At 45.7% G+C, this 19678-nt stretch carries 20 protein-coding genes; 9 read left to right on the top strand and 11 right to left on the bottom strand.

Annotated features, from left to right (window positions below):
* The first annotated feature begins 356 nt into the window (after window positions 1-356).
* Both recQ and B0G85_RS10290 read left to right on the top strand, forming a co-directional pair.
* Window positions 357-2192 carry a DNA helicase RecQ gene (gene recQ / locus B0G85_RS09835; RefSeq protein ID WP_100380282.1) on the top strand — a complete coding sequence of 612 codons (1836 nt, stop codon included), beginning with the start codon at window positions 357-359 and terminating at the stop codon, window positions 2190-2192.
* Window positions 2193-2284: 92 nt separating this feature from the next.
* On the top strand, window positions 2285-2431 hold the full coding sequence (locus B0G85_RS10290) for a hypothetical protein (RefSeq protein WP_157799317.1): 147 nt from the start codon (window positions 2285-2287) through the stop codon (window positions 2429-2431).
* Window positions 2432-2671: 240 nt separating this feature from the next.
* Here the strand turns inward: B0G85_RS10290 and B0G85_RS09830 are convergent, their stop codons facing one another.
* Window positions 2672-3751 (bottom strand): ABC transporter ATP-binding protein, encoded by a 1080-nt coding sequence (locus B0G85_RS09830; protein ID WP_100380281.1) that lies wholly within the window; start codon window positions 3749-3751, stop codon window positions 2672-2674.
* A gap of 59 nt (window positions 3752-3810) precedes the next feature.
* Here B0G85_RS09830 and B0G85_RS09825 point away from each other — a divergent pair, with 59 nt between their 5' ends.
* From B0G85_RS09825 to B0G85_RS09815, 3 genes are all read left to right on the top strand, one after another.
* A complete protein-coding gene (locus B0G85_RS09825) occupies window positions 3811-5376 on the top strand; it encodes an ABC transporter permease (RefSeq protein ID WP_100380280.1) in 1566 nt (521 codons plus the stop codon).
* 117 nt (window positions 5377-5493) lie between these two features.
* The gene (locus B0G85_RS09820) at window positions 5494-6555 is read left to right on the top strand and encodes an extracellular solute-binding protein (protein WP_100380279.1); all 1062 of its coding nucleotides are present in this window, start codon (window positions 5494-5496) and stop codon (window positions 6553-6555) included.
* A 52-nt stretch (window positions 6556-6607) separates the two neighbouring features.
* Window positions 6608-6877 (top strand): hypothetical protein, encoded by a 270-nt coding sequence (locus B0G85_RS09815; protein ID WP_100380278.1) that lies wholly within the window; start codon window positions 6608-6610, stop codon window positions 6875-6877.
* A gap of 25 nt (window positions 6878-6902) precedes the next feature.
* On the opposite strand, the gene B0G85_RS09810 is transcribed toward B0G85_RS09815, so the two are convergent.
* Complete coding sequence (locus tag B0G85_RS09810) at window positions 6903-7793, bottom strand: hypothetical protein (protein WP_100380277.1); 891 nt, start codon at window positions 7791-7793, stop codon at window positions 6903-6905.
* 176 nt (window positions 7794-7969) lie between these two features.
* On the opposite strand from B0G85_RS09810, the gene B0G85_RS09805 reads away from it, so the two are divergent.
* Complete coding sequence (locus tag B0G85_RS09805) at window positions 7970-9799, top strand: AsmA family protein (protein WP_100380276.1); 1830 nt, start codon at window positions 7970-7972, stop codon at window positions 9797-9799.
* 14 nt (window positions 9800-9813) lie between these two features.
* On the opposite strand, the gene B0G85_RS09800 is transcribed toward B0G85_RS09805, so the two are convergent.
* Genes B0G85_RS09800 through B0G85_RS09790 form a run of 3 tightly spaced genes read right to left on the bottom strand, consistent with a single transcriptional unit; the run spans window position 9814 to window position 10664 of the window.
* The gene (locus B0G85_RS09800) at window positions 9814-10164 is read right to left on the bottom strand and encodes a phage holin family protein (RefSeq protein ID WP_100380275.1); all 351 of its coding nucleotides are present in this window, start codon (window positions 10162-10164) and stop codon (window positions 9814-9816) included.
* Between the two features lie 53 nt (window positions 10165-10217).
* Window positions 10218-10421 carry a SlyX family protein gene (locus B0G85_RS09795; protein WP_100380274.1) on the bottom strand — a complete coding sequence of 68 codons (204 nt, stop codon included), beginning with the start codon at window positions 10419-10421 and terminating at the stop codon, window positions 10218-10220.
* A 3-nt stretch (window positions 10422-10424) separates the two neighbouring features.
* The gene (locus tag B0G85_RS09790) at window positions 10425-10664 is read right to left on the bottom strand and encodes a hypothetical protein (protein WP_232726022.1); all 240 of its coding nucleotides are present in this window, start codon (window positions 10662-10664) and stop codon (window positions 10425-10427) included.
* A 40-nt stretch (window positions 10665-10704) separates the two neighbouring features.
* On the opposite strand from B0G85_RS09790, the gene B0G85_RS09785 reads away from it, so the two are divergent.
* The gene (locus B0G85_RS09785) at window positions 10705-11724 is read left to right on the top strand and encodes an LLM class flavin-dependent oxidoreductase (protein ID WP_100380272.1); all 1020 of its coding nucleotides are present in this window, start codon (window positions 10705-10707) and stop codon (window positions 11722-11724) included.
* On the opposite strand, the gene B0G85_RS09780 is transcribed toward B0G85_RS09785, so the two are convergent.
* Both B0G85_RS09780 and B0G85_RS09775 read right to left on the bottom strand, forming a co-directional pair.
* Entirely contained in the window at window positions 11721-12137 is a 417-nt protein-coding gene (locus B0G85_RS09780; protein WP_100380271.1) for a putative toxin-antitoxin system toxin component, PIN family, read from the bottom strand. The two genes, B0G85_RS09785 and B0G85_RS09780, sit on opposite strands and share 4 nt — an antisense overlap.
* 12 nt (window positions 12138-12149) lie before the next feature.
* Window positions 12150-12695, bottom strand: coding sequence for a YaeQ family protein (locus tag B0G85_RS09775; RefSeq protein ID WP_100380270.1), 546 nt, complete (start codon window positions 12693-12695; stop codon window positions 12150-12152).
* Between the two features lie 89 nt (window positions 12696-12784).
* On the opposite strand from B0G85_RS09775, the gene B0G85_RS09770 reads away from it, so the two are divergent.
* A complete protein-coding gene (locus B0G85_RS09770) occupies window positions 12785-14407 on the top strand; it encodes an NAD(P)/FAD-dependent oxidoreductase (protein WP_100380269.1) in 1623 nt (540 codons plus the stop codon).
* On the opposite strand, the gene B0G85_RS09765 is transcribed toward B0G85_RS09770, so the two are convergent.
* Complete coding sequence (locus B0G85_RS09765; RefSeq protein ID WP_100380268.1) at window positions 14396-14992, bottom strand: P-loop nucleotide/nucleoside kinase family protein; 597 nt, start codon at window positions 14990-14992, stop codon at window positions 14396-14398. The two genes, B0G85_RS09770 and B0G85_RS09765, sit on opposite strands and share 12 nt — an antisense overlap.
* A 101-nt stretch (window positions 14993-15093) precedes the next feature.
* Between B0G85_RS09765 and B0G85_RS09760 the strand changes: the two genes are divergently transcribed.
* Window positions 15094-17037, top strand: coding sequence for an ATP-binding cassette domain-containing protein (locus B0G85_RS09760; protein WP_100380267.1), 1944 nt, complete (start codon window positions 15094-15096; stop codon window positions 17035-17037).
* Here the strand turns inward: B0G85_RS09760 and B0G85_RS09755 are convergent.
* The 3 genes from B0G85_RS09755 to B0G85_RS09745 are packed head-to-tail and all read right to left on the bottom strand — an operon-like array spanning window position 17034 to window position 19661.
* Window positions 17034-18341 carry an APC family permease gene (locus B0G85_RS09755; RefSeq protein ID WP_157799316.1) on the bottom strand — a complete coding sequence of 436 codons (1308 nt, stop codon included), beginning with the start codon at window positions 18339-18341 and terminating at the stop codon, window positions 17034-17036. The genes B0G85_RS09760 and B0G85_RS09755 overlap by 4 nt on opposite strands.
* Window positions 18331-18675: a chaperone modulator CbpM gene (locus B0G85_RS09750; RefSeq protein ID WP_100380292.1), complete on the bottom strand. Its 345-nt coding sequence runs from the start codon at window positions 18673-18675 to the stop codon at window positions 18331-18333. Before B0G85_RS09750 ends, B0G85_RS09755 begins: the two co-directional genes overlap by 11 nt.
* Complete coding sequence (locus tag B0G85_RS09745; RefSeq protein ID WP_100380291.1) at window positions 18672-19661, bottom strand: DnaJ C-terminal domain-containing protein; 990 nt, start codon at window positions 19659-19661, stop codon at window positions 18672-18674. Before B0G85_RS09745 ends, B0G85_RS09750 begins: the two co-directional genes overlap by 4 nt.
* Between the last annotated feature and the right edge of the window lie 17 nt (window positions 19662-19678).

Below are 19678 nucleotides of genomic sequence, written 5' to 3'. Positions count from 1 at the left end.
CCGTAAATCGGGCTCTCTTCATGTACTACTCCTTTTAGTCAAGGAGGAGTCATTATCTCTAAATTAGTTTGGTCTGAAAATCCCAGGACAGGTCAGTAGCATTTTGACAGTCGTTTAGTTATATCGAAGCCTATATTTTTCCCTGTTTTTCCCTGTTATGTAAGGCTTATTTAGAGCAATTTTTGATTTGTTAGCTCATTTAATAGGCTTTTTCATGATTCTTGATGGGGTTTTAATCATCAGTACCCTGTAAATTTCCCTGTAAGCAGGGTAGGATGCTGAGACAATATGGATGGAGACTGTGTCCACCGCCAAGTTAATACGTAATACCTCAGCCAAAGATGGACAAGTCATTCATGAATCAAATCCATCAAATCCTTCGCCATGTGTTTGGGTTCGATCAGTTTCGGGGCACCCAAGAATCGATCGTTCAACACTTGGTTGATGGCGGCGATGCCTTGGTACTGATGCCAACGGGCGCCGGTAAATCCTTGTGCTATCAAATTCCCTCAATCACACGTGCCGGGGTTGGGGTCATTGTTTCTCCTTTAATTGCCCTCATGCAAAACCAGGTTGATGCCCTCACTCAGTTAGGGGTAAAGGCTGCGTTCTTAAACTCCAGCTTAGATGCGCAAGAATCCCAACGGGTTACCAGCCGCTTGTTAGCTGGAGACTTAGATTTAATCTATGTCGCACCAGAGCGGCTGTTAAGCAACAGCTTTTTATTTACGCTGGATAAGTTAAATGCTGGTTCTGGCATTGCCTTGTTTGCGATTGATGAGGCGCATTGCGTCTCTCAGTGGGGTCATGATTTTCGTCCGGAGTATCGACAATTAACGATCTTGCATGAACGCTTTCCGAATGTACCTAGGATCGCGTTAACAGCGACTGCGGATGCACCTACAAGGGCAGAAATTGTAGAGCGCTTATCTCTGGAGTCCGCAAAGCAATTTGTTTCTAGTTTTGATCGGCCCAATATTCGGTATAGAGTACTGCAAAAAAATAGCGCTAAACAGCAACTAGAGCAATTTTTAGAGGCAGAGCATCCAGATGATTGCGGCATTATTTATTGTTTATCTCGTCGCAGTGTAGAAGATACCGCGCAGTGGTTTGTGGATCGCGGTTGGGATGCGATGCCATATCACGCGGGCTTGAGTATCGAAATACGTAACGCAAACCAAAAACGTTTTTTGCGTGAAGAGGGCGTCATCATGGTTGCTACGGTAGCTTTTGGCATGGGGATTGATAAACCGAATGTCCGTTTTGTAGCTCATCTTGATTTGCCCAAAAGTATGGAGGGCTACTATCAGGAAACAGGGCGTGCTGGTCGCGATGGCTTGCCGGCAAATGCTTGGATGGCCTATGGTTTAGGGGATGTTGTGAATCTGCGGCAAATGGTGGATGCTGGTGAGGCCTCGGAGGACCGAAAACGCGTTGAGCGTCAAAAACTCAACGCTCTATTGGGTTACTGTGAGTCCATTACTTGCCGACACCAAGGGATCTTGCGCTATTTTGGTGAGGCGCATCCTGGGCAATGCAATCACTGTGACAACTGTTTAGAGCCCGTTGCGACGTGGAATGCAACGCAAGAGGTTCAAAAAGCGCTATCTTGTGTTTATCGAACTGGGCAGCAGTTTGGGGTAACCCATCTAATAGATGTGTTGCTTGGCAAATCTACGCCTCGCATTGAGCAATATTTTCATCAAAACGTCAGCACCTTTGGTATTGGCCAAGAACTGAATCAGGCTCAGTGGAGCAGTGTTTATCGTCAATTGGTGGCAGGTGGTTATCTTGATGCCGATATCGCTTCTTATGGAGGCTTAAAACTCGTTAATGCGATGGCTTTGCCAGTATTGCGCGGTGAGCAAGCAATCTGGTTGCGTAAAGACCCTGCTAAGGTAAAAACGAAGGCAGCTAAGTCAGGAAGCGGTAAGGCAGCGACGCGTTCATTTATTAATCCTGCTGAGGAAACACTTTGGTTGGCACTTAAAGCAAAAAGAACCGAGTTAGCGCGCGAGCAAGGTGTTCCCCCATATGTCATTTTTCATGACAGTACCTTGCAGGAGATTATGAAATCGGCCCCAAGAAATCTGCAGGACTTTAGTCATATTAGCGGGGTAGGTCAGGCCAAATTGGAGCGATACGGCACTCAATTTATTGATGTGGTCGACGAGGTTCTTTCAGGAGATTAATTGCTAGGTCGATCATGTTTTTCTCCGAATTTTGTGCAAAGCAGCATAAAAGGGTGTAAAATTTAGGGGTTAACCCTTAAAAGGAGGAAAACATGACCCAACTTAAAAATATATTTACCAATGTATTTTCTGGATGGAATGACCGCAGTAGCTTGGAAGTTTTTATTGCTAATCATCACCCCCAGTCACATGCAGAGGTAGAGCGTTTAACTAGCCAGTACTTTGGCTCTACCCACTAAAGGAATGTGAAAATGAAAATCAAGAAGCAAAATTCAAACCATTTTTTAAACCATTTACTTGATGCTTGGATTGAGGCTCGAGCAGCCTACACCAAGTGCTATCTCGATCATCATCGGATCGGCAGCTAATTTCAGCCTTCAGTAAGGACTTAAATAAAAACCACCTCTGTGGATCTGTTCACTAGGTGGTTTTTTTATTTGACTTTGAACATCGTCATTTCATTCAAGTCAAAAGGGTGATTAGTCACTAAAGGTCACTACGTGGTCTGCAACTAAGTGAATGCCAATTTTTTCACCAATCGCATGGTCGTGATGACTGGGAACAAAAGCAAAAATCTCTACATCTGAGCGTAACTTTAGGGTGTATAAAAAATCAGCACCCCGAAATGTTTTTCTGACAACCTCTGCCTGCATTGGACTGTGGTCATCGTGAACAATATCATCGGCGCGCAATAGGATATCTATCTCCTGACCTACTTCATAGATCTGGTCCTCCTCTAGCGCCAGCTCACCAAGTTCAATGTGAACTTTTCTCCCTGGTTGAACAATGCCTTTTACAAAGACGCCGCGACCAATAAAGTCTGCAATATAGCGATTTACTGGTTTGTGATAAAGCTCATACGGAGCATCCCATTGCAAAACTTTGCCATCGGCCATGACCCCCACTTTATCTGCGATAGCAAATGCCTCGAATTGATCATGAGTCACTAAAAGGGCGGTGATTGCATTGCTTTTAAGAATTTCACGCATTTCTGTAGCGAGACGTTCTCTTAGGTCGACATCTAAACTGGAGAAGGGTTCGTCCAGCAGAATTAAATCAGGCTCAGGAGCCATTGCTCTAGCGAGTGCTACACGCTGCTGTTGGCCGCCACTCAGTTCGTGTGGATAGGCCTTTTCTTTGTTTGATAGAAATACTCGCTTAAGCCACTCTCTGGCTACAGGCGCCCTTTTTTCATTGGGGAGATGGTGTAGGCCAAAAATAATATTTTCCAAGACGGTGAGATGCGGAAAAAGCGCAAAGTCTTGAAAGACCATACCAATTCGTCTTTGGTTGGGTGCTAGGTGGGTAGATGGGGAGCTGACAACCGTATTGCGTAGGAGGATGTTCCCCGCTTTTACGGGCTCAAAACCACAGATCGCTCTGAGCACTGTAGACTTGCCGCACCCAGAGGAGCCTAGAAGGCAGCCAATTTCACCTTGACGGAGTTCTAAATCAAGACCATTTACAGCGCTGACGTGACCATGCCCCTCTCGACTGCGGTAGTCAATTTCTAGCCCCTGAATGGATAGGAGTGCTTGATTGGGGTTGGTGTCGATCATTTTCTCATTGGCGCTAATGGTTTAATACAGAGCTAGAGTCTAAACGGATTACGGATTTAATGAACCGAATTGCTGCACTGCTTGCCTTGTTGCTATTTTTGCCCCTGTTTGGCTTGGCAATGCCTTTTCTATTTCCGAATATTGACGGTTCTGCCTTGTTGGCAATAGATACGATCAGCCATTTATGGAATTTTGTGCTCGGGGGGTATGTCATTTCTACTCTGATTCTGATCATCGGGGTAGGCTTAGGTGTCTTTATCTTGGGCGTTGGAAATGCTTGGATCATTGCAAGTTATGAGTTTCCAGGAAAGAAGATCTTTGAGTGGGCGCTCATTTTGCCGCTGGCTGTTCCTACGTATGTCATGGCTTATCTCTTTGTGGATCTCCTGCAGTTTTCTGGCCCTATACAAAGCACACTGCGCACAATGCTTGGAGCTGAGTCACTTTGGTTTTTTCCCGACCCTCGTTCTTTGGGTGGAGCTATTTGGGCTTTTTCATTTTGCTTATTCCCATATGTTTACCTGATCACCCGTACTGCCTTCTTAGAGCGTAGTGGAAGACTGATTGAAGTTTCTGAAACTTTGGGATATAGCCATCTTCAGGCGTTGACTAAGCTGGTATTACCAATGGCAAGGCCGGCAATTTTTGCAGGTATGGCTTTGGTTTTGATGGAGGTGTTAGCAGATTTTGGCGCCGTCTCTTATTTTGGCGTACAAACTTTTGCCACCGGCATCTTCAAGGCTTGGCTCTCGTTTGGTGATCGCTTAGCTGCTATTCAGCTTGCCTTAGGGCTGTTGAGTTTTGTTTTACTGATCTTTTTCTTTGAGCAACATAGTCGTTCTAAATTGCGCTATGCGTCTTCATTCGAAAGTAGGTTGACTCCTAAAATATTAAGTGGAGGTGGTCGTTTCTTTGCCGTGATATTTTGTGGCCTCACCCTCCTTTTCGGCTTCTTAATGCCCGCTATGGCACTACTTCAGCTACTTTATAAGCAGGGTCTCAGTATCGATATACGGTATTTCAGTTGGCTAGGAAATTCCTTATTTGTAGCCGCTGGAACAGCTTTACTTTCGGTGGTGTTGGCACTATTTTTTGCTTATGCAGTGCGGCTTAGCCCTCGCTTGGCCTGGGTAAATCGTTTGCTTGGATTTGGTTACGCATTACCGGGAGCAGTTCTAGCAATTGGCGTACTTTCTTTTCTTGAGACCTTTCAATTGGCTTGGTGGATTTCCAGCAGCATATCGGTATTGGTATATGCCTATGTTGTGCGCTTCCTCTCTTCCAGTTTGCAAAGCGTAGAGACAGGGCTCTCTCGCATCACACCATCGATGGATGGTTCTGCCGCGCTGTTAGGGTTGTCTAAGATTCAAATACTGAGAAAAGTGCATGTACCCTTACTTAAACGCAGCCTCATTACTGCTGGTCTATTTGTATTTGTAGATGTCATGAAGGAGTTGCCCGCAACCTTGCTTTTACGCCCCTTTAACTTTGATACTTTAGCTGTAGCTACCTATCAATTGGCGGCTGATGAGCGGCTTGCAGAATTGGCTTTGCCATCCTTAACGATTGTCTTAGTTGGACTTTTTCCCGTTTTATTGTTATCGAGAGTGATCTCAAAATCCTGAATGACTTCTCGTAGCCCAACTTAAGATTTACCTCTGAATTTATCTTAATTGATAATCATTCGTATTTGTGCTACATTGGAATGTATCCCACACTAATTACTAATACGGCAATAAAAAATGCAAAATATTCTTAAACATTTGAGCCTCTGTCTGCTTCTGACTATTGCTGGCCTTACAACAAATGCTGCTGCGCAGACAAACAAACAGACTGACCAGGAGCTCAATCTTTACTCGGCACGACACTATCAAACCGATGAAGCCCTGTATGGCGATTTCACCAAAAAGACCGGTATCAAAATTAACCGGATTGAGGCCGATGACAATGCATTAGCAGAAAGACTGAAAAGTGAAGGCGCTAATAGCCCGGCTGATGTCATTTTGATGGTGGATGCTGCCAGACTATGGCGCGCACAAATTGATGGGTTTTTTAAGCCGATTCAGTCGAAATATTTAGAAAGCCGTATTCCTGCTAATTTACGCGCCAAGCCTGATCCAGAGGGAACAACTTGGTTTGGATTTTCAACTCGAGCCCGTTTAGTGGTCTACAACAAGACGAAAGTAAATCCTCAAGATGTGGATACCTATGAAAAGCTGGCCGAGCCTATTAATAAAGGTAAGGTATGTACGCGCTCTGGTGCTCATCCCTATATGCTTTCCCTCATTGGCGCCATGATTGAGCGTCGTGGTGAGGCTGCTACGCAAGAGTGGGCCAAAGGAATGGTTGCCAATATGGCGCGTCCCCCAAGAGGTGGCGATACTGATCAAATTAAAGCTGTGGCATCAGGAGAGTGCGGCGTGGCGCTAACAAACTCATATTATTTAGTCAGGCTATTGCGATCTACTAAGCCTGAGGACCAAGCCATTGTTTCTAAGATTGGGTTTATTTGGCCCAATCAGCAAACAACTGGTGCCCATATCAATATTGCGGGTGGTGGTGTCGCCAAAAATGCCCCGCATGCCTCAGCAGCAACTCAGTTTTTAGAGTATCTGGCCAGTGACTCTGCGCAAGAATATTTTGCTAACGGCAATAATGAATGGCCGGTAGTGAAGTCGGTCAAGATTGATAATGAGGGTCTCAAAATGTTAGGAACATTTAAGGCAGAGAATATTTCTGTAGCCTCCATTGGTAAGAACCAAATTGCGGCGCAAAGATTGCTTGATCGAGTAGCTTATAAATAAGGTTGACTAAAATCAGTATTGCAATTTCGCGGACACTCACAAGGCATCACACATGAATATTTTCAGAAAGATTTGGGTTCTATTTTTTGGAGTTGCTTTGATGGCCTGCTCAACTCCGCAAAGTGAATTTGGCGTCTATCGCCAGTCTGACGGTACGATTGGAGTGCATGCCCCCAAATCTGCGAAGGATACCGAGGCACAGGCAGCGGCGGTTGAGGAGTGCAAAAAACTAGGAAAGCGTGGCGCCACTATCGTAGAAACACGAAAAACAGTGAACGATCGCTTTCCTATGACTTACATTTATAACTGCAATGCCTACTAATCTATTTCAAAAGAGAGGCTCATTATTAGCTCAGCAACCACTTTTTGATAGATTTATTGACACACATTGCATCCAAAGCTAAACCAAAGAATTCTGATCCATTTGTGATCATGCTTTCAATTGCCTCAACCTTACCTAATTTCACGCCACGTAAGTAGCTAGCGGCACGGTAGCGTAAGAAATGTTCATTCTTACCATCCTCATTATCCGTTGAGCAGATTTCTAGATTGCCATATCGCGTCTCCGGATTGATATTGAGGATAGAGAGGCCCAATGCACCAATGAGGTTTTCAGGAACAGGGATGGGGATGTATGAGTAAAGAGAAATTAATTGCTCTTCCTCGTCTACTTCAATGATGTGATCTACATCAAATACATCTTTTTCAGTTAACTCGGTTTCACCAGAGTCACCCCCACCAAAAGTAGACTCAAACTGCAACATGGCAGTATTACTATCTTTTGAGATCTCAATCATGTCGGGATAACCCAGCAATCCTTTCCACCAATACATTAGTGAAAATGTGCACGGCTTCACCTCTACCAAACCTTTTTTGGTTGACTTTGCAAAATACAAGCCATAAAACTCATCATCTTCCTCAAGTCCGTATTGATCAACCTTGAGCTGTTTAGGCTTAGTAGTTTTAGCTGATTTTTTTGCTACTTTCTTAGCTGCGGGCTTTTTGACTGCAGGCTTTTTTGCCGCAACCTTTTTAATGGCCGTCTTAGCCACTGGTTTTTTAGCGATTGCTTTCTTGGCAACAACTTTCTGAGCTGCTGATTTTTTCACTACCTTTTTGACGGCCTTTTTAGCAGGCGATTTTTTCGCTACTACTTTTTTAACGGCTTTCTTTGCAGGGGCTTTTTTTACCACCTTAGTAGCTACTTTCTTTTTTGCTGGTGACTTCTTTGTAGCCATGGTCTATTACCCTTCTTTTGGTAGTTAATGTGTACAGTACACCACCAGATATTACTTCAATTGCCGACTGTTTTTACTGATTTTTACATGGGTATATTTCTGATGGTTTTAAGAGGAGGTGCTGAAACGCGCCTTTAGTTACTTCACTATTTCACTAGGAGCTAGAATGAAGTGATATGCGTATCAAAGCCAACATCATCTTCAGTATTCTTGGCCTTTTAGTCCTCCTCGTAGTCATGGGGATTTGGTACGCCTCATCGTTGGTCAATCCAACCCAGCTAGCGGTTTTACTGACATCCTCAGTCAAAACGGCAACTGGGCGAGATCTTCGAATTTCAGGACCCATCAAATTGCAATTCTTTCCTGGTATTGCTGTCTCTGCAGAACAGTTGACCTTAAGTAACACTGCTTGGGGATCGCAGAGTGATTTTCTAACGCTGGATCAGATTTCACTTAATATCAAACTACTGCCTTTGCTGAGTAAACGTGTTGACATTGACAGCATCGAGCTCAAGGGCCTAGACCTCTTTTTACAGAAAAATCGATCAGGTCAGGCTAACTGGGTGATGGGTAGTCAAAGCCCTTTTGCCACTAATTTGGCAAGTGATAGGCAAGATGAGGCGCCCGCAAGCGAAAATAGTCTGACGAGTGTAGCTAATATCATGATTGCTAATGCGAATGTGCATTACCTAGATCCAACTGGCTTAAGTTCGATATACCAAGTCCAGCGCTTATCGCTGACTAAAGACGGGTCTAAGACCTTGGTTGCGATTGATATGAAGTACAAAGAGCTGGCACTGGAGGTGCGAGGTAAAACAGATTCAGTTTCAGAGTTAATGCAGCATTGGAATGTTTCGCCAATTCAGTTTGCCCTAGATCTTAATGTGGGGGTTAATGGTAAATCGATTCTTATTCAGGGCAATGTAGCCAAAAATCCAAAGACATTACCTCTGATCAATTTGGCAGTCAATTCTGCAGCAGTGGATTGGCCATCCAGTAATGCCATAGGAAAACCCCCCGCGCAACAGCCTACCAGATTGAGTGCCCAGAACTTAAAGGCAGCCTCAGCGGAGTCAGTGCAGCATTCTCCAGCTACCTATTTTTTTAGTGATGCCAAATTACCATTGGACCTTTTGCCTCAAGCTAAGGGAAAGATTTCAATAGGCATTATTAAATTGGGCTTACCAGGCCGTCAACCCATTGAGAATCTCAATGCCACCATTCAGGTGGATGGATCGCAGATCGCTGTTCCACAGCTTACTTTTGTGCTGGGGCAGGGCCAGGCTAATCTGGTGCTTCAACTTTCGAGGCTTGATACAGCCTCACCGGTAGTGACTGCCAAAGGAGTGACGACTAACTTTACGCTTGAAAGCTTAATGGCTCGACTAGATCCAAGCTCTAAGGTGAGTGGCGGTAAGATGAGGCTGGCGTTTAATTTACAGTCTACCGGAATGAGTGCACATCAAATGGCATCAAATGCCAGTGGAAAAATTCAAATCCGTATTGATCAAGCAAAAACAGATTCCCTTTTTCTTAATAGCGGGGGCGATTTTGTCGTTACGCTTTTAGGGGCTATCAATCCTTTACACAAAAAATCAAATCAAAATACGATTGAGTGTGCCGTGGCCTATATACCCATTTCTCAGGGGCAACTTAATATTGCTAATACTGTTGGGATGGAGACGGATCGTTTAAATGTGCTCTTGGGCGGCACGATTAATCTTAAGACTGAAGCAGTCAATCTGATGGTTGAGCCTTACGAAAAATCAGGACTCACTACGGGAATTGATTTAGGGGGATTGGTTAAGATAGGTGGCACCTTACAGAACCCCAAACCGATGATTAATCAGACTGGCGTTATCAACAGCGCCATTTCAGTTGGACTTGGATTTTTGACTGGGGGCGCTAGCATTCTGGCGGAAAATGCCTTATCCATTGGAAAAAAAGGCAGCCCCTGCAGTGATGCACTTCGCCCCTGGGCAGATATTTACCCTGGGGCTGAGTGATTTTTTAGGGGCTCTTAAGTTACCAATCCGCTGATAAAAAGGCTAAACAAAGAAATAAAGATGCTCGCAAAGAGCGCAGTCCAAAAGCTGGAAACCGTAAAGCCACTAACAACTGCCGATACCAGCATCAACACTAGAGCATTGACTACTAGTAAGAAGAGGCCCATGGTGAGTACCGTGAGGGGGAGGGTTAGTAGAATTAGCAGTGGTTTTACTACTGCGTTGGCAAACCCTAGCAATAAAGCGGCAATTAATAGGGATCCGCCATCCGCAAAGCGTAGGCCACTAAATATATAGCTTGCTACCCAAAGAGACAGTGACGTTAAGCCCCATTGGAGTAAAAAAGGCGTTAAGTTAATCATTATATTTTTCCTTTTGTGTGATCTGTGTTCAATTTAGTGTCGATATTAGCGGGAGCTTAATAGTGCGGAGGAATATCATCCATCAGCGAGCCTCCACCAGCCCCATCTCCAGCGCTCGATTGCTCTTTAATGGACTTCAGCTCCCGATATAGAAACTCAATTTGCTGCTGTTGTTTATACACAATTTGATTCAGTTTCTCGATCAAGTCTTCGGTAAAGCTCAATTTAATTTCTAAATTGGTGATGCGCTCTTCAATCATGACTCACTCCTTTTCAGCTGCTGGGATAAGCTCAAAGCGACCATCTTCCATTTCAGCTTGAGGTCGAATCCAAAAATCATGTGATTGCATTGACTCATAAACGTATGCGGGCGCTAAGCTCGCCTCTACGTTTGCCAATAAAAGTACCTTATAAAATCCACCCGTTTTTCGGTGTTTTAGCTTGCTTCCAGGCTTAAAGAGGCCGCTATCAGCATCAGCCATTTTGGGTTTATTCGTGCTCAATACATGCTTTCTTAAGATGGTTTGTCGGTATGATTGATCTATGGAAAATTTAGTTCCGTACTCTATTCTAGATATATCGCCGATTCCCCAGGGGTTTTCTGCTAGTGATGCGCTGCGCAACTCTCTTGAACTTGCCCAGCATGCTGAGCATTGGGGTTACAAGCGCTATTGGGTTGCTGAGCATCACAATATGACCGGAAATGCGAGTTCGGCACCTGCGGTCCTCATTGGATATATTGCCTCGGGCACTACTCGCATTCGGGTAGGATCTGGCGGCGTTATGTTGCCTAATCATGCGCCTTTAGTGATTGCTGAGCAATTTGGAACCTTAGCCTGCCTATATCCAGGCAGAATTGAATTAGGTCTTGGGCGCGCTCCCGGTACCGATCAGATGACAGCAAGGGCTTTACGCCGAGATCTACAGGGGAGTGATGACCGTTTTCCGCAGAACGTGATGGAATTACAGCACTATTTTGGTCCGGCGCAGGAGGGGCAGGCTGTCAAAGCGATCCCGGGTGCGGGTACCGAAGTGCCTATTTGGATTTTGGGCTCTAGTTTGTATGGCGCTCAATTAGCGGCTCACTTTGGATTACCGTATGCCTTTGCATCTCACTTTGCGCCCGAGCAATTACTCGAAGCGATGACAATCTATCGCAATCAATTTAAGCCGTCTGCGCAATTGGCAAAGCCTTATTGTGCTTTTCTAATGAATGTAGTGGCAGCCCAGACGGATGAAGAGGCTGTTTATCAATTTACTACCTTGCAGCAGCATGTGATTCGAATGCGTCGCAACACGCGTGGCCAATTACCGCCACCTATTGAAAATTTAGATGTATTTTGTGATCCTCATGAAAAGGCGACTGCTGCCAGTGCTCTACAGTGCTCTGCGGTAGGGTCTTTAGCGACAGTCAGGGGTCGGATGCAGCATTGGCTTGATCTGACCGGAGCTGATGAGATTGTGATGACGGGCCAAATCTATGATCATCAAGCGCGGTTGCAATCTTTTGAAATTGCTGCAAAAGCCGCCCAGGGGCTGCAAAGGGCTGCATTATTAATCTAGCTTATGAAAGCGTTATAGTCCGACGTAATGATGATGCCATCTTTTAGGGCATGACTAGCAAGCTTAAGAAGTGCCTTATCTTTGCTGATCAAAATAGATGGTCTAAATTGATGCGCTAGATTTAAAAAAATCTGATCATCTGGATCTTCGCAATGCCAAGGCGCTATTGCCAGGAAGGTATCGTCTTGCTGTTCGGCAATCGACTGCCATTGATTCATGAAGCTCTGTTGCTGTGAGCCTGTCAGCTTGAAGAGCGGACGGGAAATGACGTCAGCAAATTCTTCCAGTGTTTTTTGGCTTGCTATTGCGCGTATGCTGAAACTCAGAAGCGCCTGCTTTAAATTAGCAGCTCTCGTATCTTCAAAGACAAAAATATCGAGCAGGACATTGGTATCTAAAACAAGAGACTGCATTCTGTTTTGAGCTTATGTCTGATTACGCCAGATTTCTGGGGTGATGGTTACTTGCCCCATATCCGATGAGACATAAACCTCTTCATCTTGGATGTTGACATGGAGCACCATGCTGCGTTCAACTAGCTTGCTAAGTTCCTTCGCTTGCTCTGCTGGAATAGAGATAATTCGCAGGTTACGAGCGCGGGTGAGTTTATTGGCAATGCCATCCCACCAAATCTTGCTAGTATGACCACCATAGCAATAGACGATGACCTGATCGGATCGACCGCATGCCTTCAAAATACGGCGCTCATCAGGTTGCCCAACTTCAATCCAGAGCTTGATCGCATCAGTTAAGTCTTTTACCCAGATATCGGGCTCATCCGCATCACTTAAACCTTTAGTAAAGACTAAATCTTCTTGGGCTTGAAGTGCAAATGCGATGATGCGGATCATCATGCGCTCTTCGGTTTCCGAAGGGTGCTTGGCAATTGTTAAAGAGTGACTGCCGTAATAGTGGCGATCAGAATCTGCGACGTGAAGGTCGGCTTTGTGGATAGTTGCGCGTAGAGCCATGGCGCATTATCGCCTCTAAAATGCCAATAACCGACTATCCCAGTATTATTTGACATATTGCCCTTATTTAGTGTGTATCGTAGAAATCCATGATCCGTATTACCGAACTTCGTCTGCCTATTAGTCATGCCCCAGAAGCACTGGAAGAGGCGATTCTGAAGCGTTTAAATCTATCGCCGCAGGACTTGGTGCGCGCAGAGGTCTTTAAGCGAAGTTACGATGCCAGAAAGAATGTTGCTTTGGCTTTCATCTACACAGTCGATCTCTCGGTCAAGAATGAGGAGCTGATCCTTAAGCAATTCTCAAACGATATTCACGTAAGACCTTCCCCGGATACTAGTTATCACTTTGTAGCCAATGCGGCCCAAGTGAATACTCAAGTGGCGTCAGATCATTTTCAAAGACCTGTAGTGATCGGCTTTGGTCCTTGCGGAATTTTTGCGGCCTTGATTTTGGCTCAAATGGGACTAAAGCCTATCATTTTGGAGCGCGGCAAGGCTGTTCGAGAGCGCACTCAGGATACCTGGGGCTTATGGCGTAAAAACGTTTTAAATCCTGAGTCTAATGTACAGTTTGGTGAGGGTGGAGCAGGCACCTTTTCGGATGGCAAACTGTATAGTCAAATTAAAGACTCGAAGTTTTATGGCCGTAAAGTCATCCATGAATTTATTAGAGCAGGTGCACCAGAAGAGATTCGCTATGTAGCAAAGCCTCACATCGGTACCTTTCGCCTGGTTGGTGTGGTCGAAAAAATGCGCAAAGAAATTATCGAGCTGGGTGGAGAGGTGCGATTTTCACAAAAAGTAACTGGCTTTGATATTGAAAATGAGCAGATACAAGGTGTAAGGATAGAGGGGCATCCGGATCTAAAGGCCAATCATGTGATTATTGCTTTAGGCCATAGTGCACGCGACACCTTCCATGCGCTGCATGATGCCGGGGTCTACATGGAAGCTAAGCCTTTCTCGGTAGGCTTTCGTATTGAGCACCCCCAGTCATTAATCGACAAGGCTCGCCTAGGGCCTCATGCAGGCAATGCGTTGATTGGCGCCGCAGATTACAAATTGGTTTATCACGCTAAGAATGGGCGATCTGTCTATAGTTTTTGTATGTGCCCTGGCGGTACGGTGGTAGCCGCTGCATCAGAGCCTAATCGCGTTGTAACAAACGGCATGAGCCAGTACTCTCGTAATGAGCGCAATGCAAATGCCGGTATTGTTGTTGGTATCACGCCTGAGGATTACCCTGGCGGCCCTCTTGCTGGTATTGAGTTTCAAAGAATGCTGGAGTCTAAGGCATATGAAATGGGTGGTTCTACTTATGAGGCCCCAGGGCAATTGGTAGGGGATTTTTTAGCAGGCAGACCTTCTACTGAATTTGGCAGTGTGATTCCTTCCTACAAGCCCGGCGTTCATTTGACAGACCTTGTCGATAGTTTGCCGCTCTATGCGATTGAGGCTATTCGAGAAGCAATCCCTGCATTTGAAAAGCAAATAAAAGGCTTTTCTCTAAAAGACGCAGTACTCACTGGAGTGGAGACAAGAACATCTTCTCCGCTGCGGATTACTCGCGGCGCTAACTGTCAAAGCCTCAATATAAAAGGACTCTATCCCGCGGGAGAGGGCGCCGGTTATGCAGGAGGGATTTTGTCTGCTGGCGTAGATGGCATTAAGGTAGCCGAAGCAGTTGCGTTGGATTATTTAGCTAACTAGATAATCGATGAGATCTTCGAAGTTTGATGGATCGAAATGGAGATTGTCAAAACGCTGTATCAGTGCATGCTGGGGTGGATCAATTCTGCGTTGGCTATATTGCTCCCAATGGTTAAGCTTCCACTGGTCCCGCGGGTCTGCACGTTTTTCCATGCGATGCTTTGCTTCATCCTGATTTAAATCAATCCAGGCAACCTTGATCTGTGTTTCCAGTGGAATACCTAGAGCTTCTGGTTTAAACATCCTTCCAGATTGAATCTCACTAGAAAAAGGGCCCACCAGGATCACGTTTACGCCCAGTTGCAGATTTTCTTGGGCAATGGCAATCAGGCCAGAGTATTCCCAATCACGCAGGTTCTTTAGGTAGTAGGGGCTGTCACGATCATGGGGATCATTGGTGGTGAGCGCCATTACATGGGCGCTAAAGGCTCCATACACGGTATCTTTATCCAAGAAAAAGAAGTCTTCACCTGTTTTTTCAATAATGAGGGGCAAAGCCTTTTTTGCCAGCGTTGATTTGCCTGTACCTGCATGGCCTGCAAATAGGATCAGGCGGGGCGCGAAGGGGCTCAATTTACAGGTCATTACGCTCTTTATTAATGGTGGTGCTGAAATAAATTCTACCGCCCAATTCCCTGCTTTATCGAAAATAGGACCGCTTTGACCGAAGAGACGATAATGTCGCCATGGCTTTAATCGTACTCACTGATGCAAAACTGGCTTTTGGCCACGTTGACCTCCTCGCAAACACGGCTTTTTCCCTGGAATCTGGGGAGCGTGTCGGCTTAATTGGCCGTAATGGCACAGGAAAATCCTCTTTATTGAAGATTTTGGCTGGTATAGAAAAATTAGATGACGGACTCTTGCAGTTTCAGCAAGGTCTCCGCATTTCTTATGTGCCTCAGGAGCCCATATTCGAGGCTGAAGAGAGTATCTTCGAAGCCGTTTCCCAGGGCGTGGCTTTGGCCAAAGCGCTCAGGGAGGAATACGAGGCGCTGAGCGTGGGTGATTGGGATGATGTTTCTCAGCATCGTATGGATGAAGTGCAGTCTCAACTCGAAGCCTTAAGTGGTTGGAATTGGGAGCAGCGCGTTTATGAAACTTTAGATCGCTTGCATCTAGAGGCTGAGCTCAAAATTAATACCTTGTCCGGTGGAACGAAGAAGCGGGTTGCGCTTGCAAGAGCTTTGGTAGAAATGCCAGACGTCCTCATCTTGGACGAACCTACCAACCATTTGGATTTGGATTCGATTGCCTGGTTAGAAGAGTTATTAAAAGAATATCAAGGCTCTGTGCTGTTGGTAACGCATGACCGTGCCTTTTTAGATAATGTGTGCACCCAAATTGTGGAGCTAGATCGCGGCATTTTACGTAGCTACCCAGGTAATTTTTCTGCCTACGAAGTTTTAAAGGATCAAGAGCTAAATTCAGAATCCCTGGCAAATGCGCGCGCCGATAAATTATTGGCACAAGAAGAAGTTTGGATACGCAAGGGTGTTGAAGCCAGGCGTACCCGAAGCGTTGCCCGTATTGCTCGTTTAGAGGGTCTTCGGGACAGTCGCGCACAAAGGCGTGATGCGATGGGTCAGGTTAAGCTGGCCGTTTCTGCTGGAGACCGCAGTGGCAAAATTGTGGCGGACTTGCAGAACGTCTCCAAATCTTATGGCCGTCCGATTGTTCAGGATTTCACCGCTACGATTTTACGGGGTGATAAGGTTGGGTTGTTGGGTCCAAATGGCGCGGGTAAGACTACGCTGCTGAAGTTGATCTTAGGTACGATTGCACCTGACTCAGGCACGGCTACCATGGGAACTCGGATCGAAGTGGCTTATTTTGATCAAATGCGAGAAGGTCTTGATCTCAATGCCTCCTTAGAGGATTACATTAGCCCTGGTAGTGAGTGGATTGAAATTAATGGCAATAAGAAGCACGTCAAGAGTTACTTAAGTGACTTCTTGTTTTCACCTGAGCGGACCAACTCACCGGTAAGCACCTTATCGGGTGGTGAGCGAAACCGTTTATTGTTAGCCCGCTTGTTTGCAAGGCCAGCAAATGTCTTGGTATTGGATGAGCCAACCAATGACTTAGATATTGATACTTTAGATTTGTTAGAGCAGTTGCTCCAAGAATATAAAGGTACAGTATTCCTAGTTAGTCATGATCGTTATTTCTTGGATAACGTAGTAACCAGCATTATTGCTAACGAAGGTGACGGTTTCTGGCGTGAATATGAGGGTGGCTACGAGGATTGGAAAATCCAAAAGGCACGATCAGATAAGATTCGTACCGCTAATGGCAGTATGAAGTCTCCAGAAAAGAGTGACGCTAAGTCTACAGCTAAGTCTACAGCTAAGCTAGAGCCTAAGTCAGAATCCAAGCCAGTGGCGGCAAAGAGCGATGTTCTTAAACTCAATGGTAAAGAGCGCCAAGAGCTCGAGGCTTTGCCTTTGCAGATTGAAGTTTTAGAAACGGAACAGGCTGAAATCGGAATCGCTATGAGTAGCCCCGATCTCTACAAGAATGAGCCTGAACTGGCTGCTAGCATGCAAGCACGCCTATCGCAGATAACGGCTGACTTAGATATTAAACTGCAGCGTTGGGAATTTCTGCTGAGTCGTTCAGAATCTTAAGTCGCTGCGTGATGGCTTGATTTAAATCTAGAGAAAGCTTCAAGGCCAAAAGAGGCGACTAGGGCAATCAGTAGGGCAATGACACTTGAAGGCGATGTTTGCGCTGTGCTGATGGTGAGTGCCGTGAACAAGATCATATTAATCAAAATGGCGCACCAAAGAATTTTAGGGTTTGCACCGGTCTGTTGATAGATGCGGATATGGCCGTAGGTAATCACTGCATAAACCAATAAAAAGGCTAGGCTAGCCATTTGCCCCACTTCACTTAAAGGAAAAATCAGGGCTAAAAATATGACGCCGACCGATGAAATGGTGAGGGCGCGAAACTTAGTTTTGAGAACACTACTTCCAAGCGCACTAGAAATCATTTTCTTTTGAGCGACATCAGCCGCGATATTTGAGGCTGCGAAAATAGTAGCATTCACGGCTGCAGCGCAGGCTAGTAGGGCTGATATGCTGATGATCATCAGGCCGGCTTTGCCCGCAACGATTTGCGCGGCATCAGCCAAAACATGCCCACTATGAAGTTCTATCGCGCCCAGAGGCATTAACAACACAACTGCACTACTGACTGCTAGATAGGCCACAGTGACTAGGATCAGTGCGGAGAACATGGCTAAAGGAAGTTCTTTTTGCGGGGACTTCATGGCTGAAGAGGAGTTGGTAACTACGCCGAAACCTTGAAAATTGATATACAAAATTCCGGCAGCCACCGCGATCCCACTGATAGAGCCACTACCCATTTGAAAATTATTAAAATTTGCTTGATGAAACCCCATTGCTGAAAAAACTAAGAGGCTAATCACGACTAGGGCGATGGCAGCGGCCTCGGCTTTGCCAACCAAGCTAGGGCCTAGTAGGTTGATGAAGGTACAAATCAAAATAATGGCAGCAGTAATGCATTTGAGCAGCAGGGGAGAGAGGTCTCCACCAAATAATGTGTTGGTGTACTCGACAAATCCTGCAGCGTAAAGTGCGGCAGCAATCAGGTAGGCAATATATTGGAAGGTGTTTATTCCGCCCGAAATAATGCCAGGCCCAAATCCCATAACTGTGAAAGTGGCTGCGCCCCCACTGCTAGGAAATGCCGCGCCTAGCTTTGCATAAGAGTAGATGGAGAAAGAGGCTGCGATTGCTCCAATCAAAAAAGCTAATGGGACATGAGAACCGGCATGTGAACTTGCTAAGCCAAGTAATGAATATAAACCTGCACCCATCATGCCGCCAATGCCTAGTGCCGTAGCTGAAAATAGACTGACATCATCTACTTTCTTTTGAGTATGGCTTAGTAAATCAACGCTCATCAGTGATACTTTTAACTTGTACGGGGGCTTGGGCATGAAGTTGATTGCGTAGGCGATTGATTTCATCAAGAAGGTCTAAGGCCAAAGCAACTCCAGGCGTATTGAGCTCTAGATCATGACTTAAATGAGCGGCAGTCTTGGCTCTTTGAAGAGAGTCACCGCTGAAACGCCAGTCTTGTGCGCTTGTACCGCTTGGGCTCAGGACACCCTCGGTAACCCAAGACATAATTAAATCCTCGGGGGTTCGTACCGCCTGAGAGAGTTCCACAATGCTCAAGTGCAGCTCATCTTCTACGATAGCGCCTTCAATCCAAGTAACTGTAGTTTGCGTCATATTGCCCATCCCTCTAAATGGTTTCTTGGTTTGAAATCAAATGCTTTTTCAAAAGCTTGATAAGCTTCTTTTTGTGAGTCAGTATCTGCACGAGGTAAAACAATTGTTGGTACTACATATAAATCACCGGCTTCCTTACTAGGAATACCTTTGCCTTTAAGTCGCATCTTGCGACCCGCTGCTGTGCCCGCAGGAATCGTCAACTCTAAGATAGAGCCCGCAGGAGTTGGAATATTGACTGTAGTACCCAAGGCAGATTCCCAAGGTGCGAGTGGTAGATCTAGGTAAATATCTTTACCATCAACCCGAAAGATCGTATTGGGATGAAAATCAATTTCCAAATAGAGATCACCAGCAGGACCTGAACCCACCCCAGGAGCGCCTTGACCAGACAGGCGAAGATTCTGTCCCGCTTTCATTCCTTTGGGAATACTGACATCCAATTTTCGTTCTTGGGTTAGTACGTGGCCGCTAGCATCTTGCACAGGCATGTGAAGGGTGATCGTGCGCTTTGCGCCATTGTAGGTATCGGCTAGATCAATGAGGATTTTGGCGTGATGATCTTGCCCCTTAAAGTCCATGCCCTGGCGAGGATGACTACTGCGGCCACCTTGACGATGCCCACCACGGCCGAAAAGGGATTCAAAGAACTCACTTTGATCTCCCTCATAGCCGCCACCAAATCCGGCATGGCCGCCGCTAAAATTATTGTCAGAATATTCAAAACCTTCATTCCAATTGGGTGGGGGTGTGAAATTCTGACCATTTTTCCAGTCAGCGCCCACTCGATCGTAGGCTGCACGTTTTTCCGTGTCCTTTAAGACAGCGTAGGCTTCACCAAGCTCTTTAAATTGCTCTTCAGCACCAGACTCTTTATTGACGTCCGGATGATATTTGCGCGCTAGCTTTCGGTATGCAGCTTTTATCTCTGCTTCAGTTGCACCGCGAGCAACGCCGAGCGTTTCGTAATAATCTCTAAATTTCATATGCTTCATGAGTCCTA

It is taken from the genome of Polynucleobacter brandtiae (assembly GCF_002797575.1).
Taxonomy (GTDB): Bacteria; Pseudomonadota; Gammaproteobacteria; order Burkholderiales; family Burkholderiaceae; genus Polynucleobacter; species Polynucleobacter brandtiae.
Note: the sequence above shows the minus strand (reverse complement) of the source record. Positions and strands in the feature narration are given on the sequence as shown.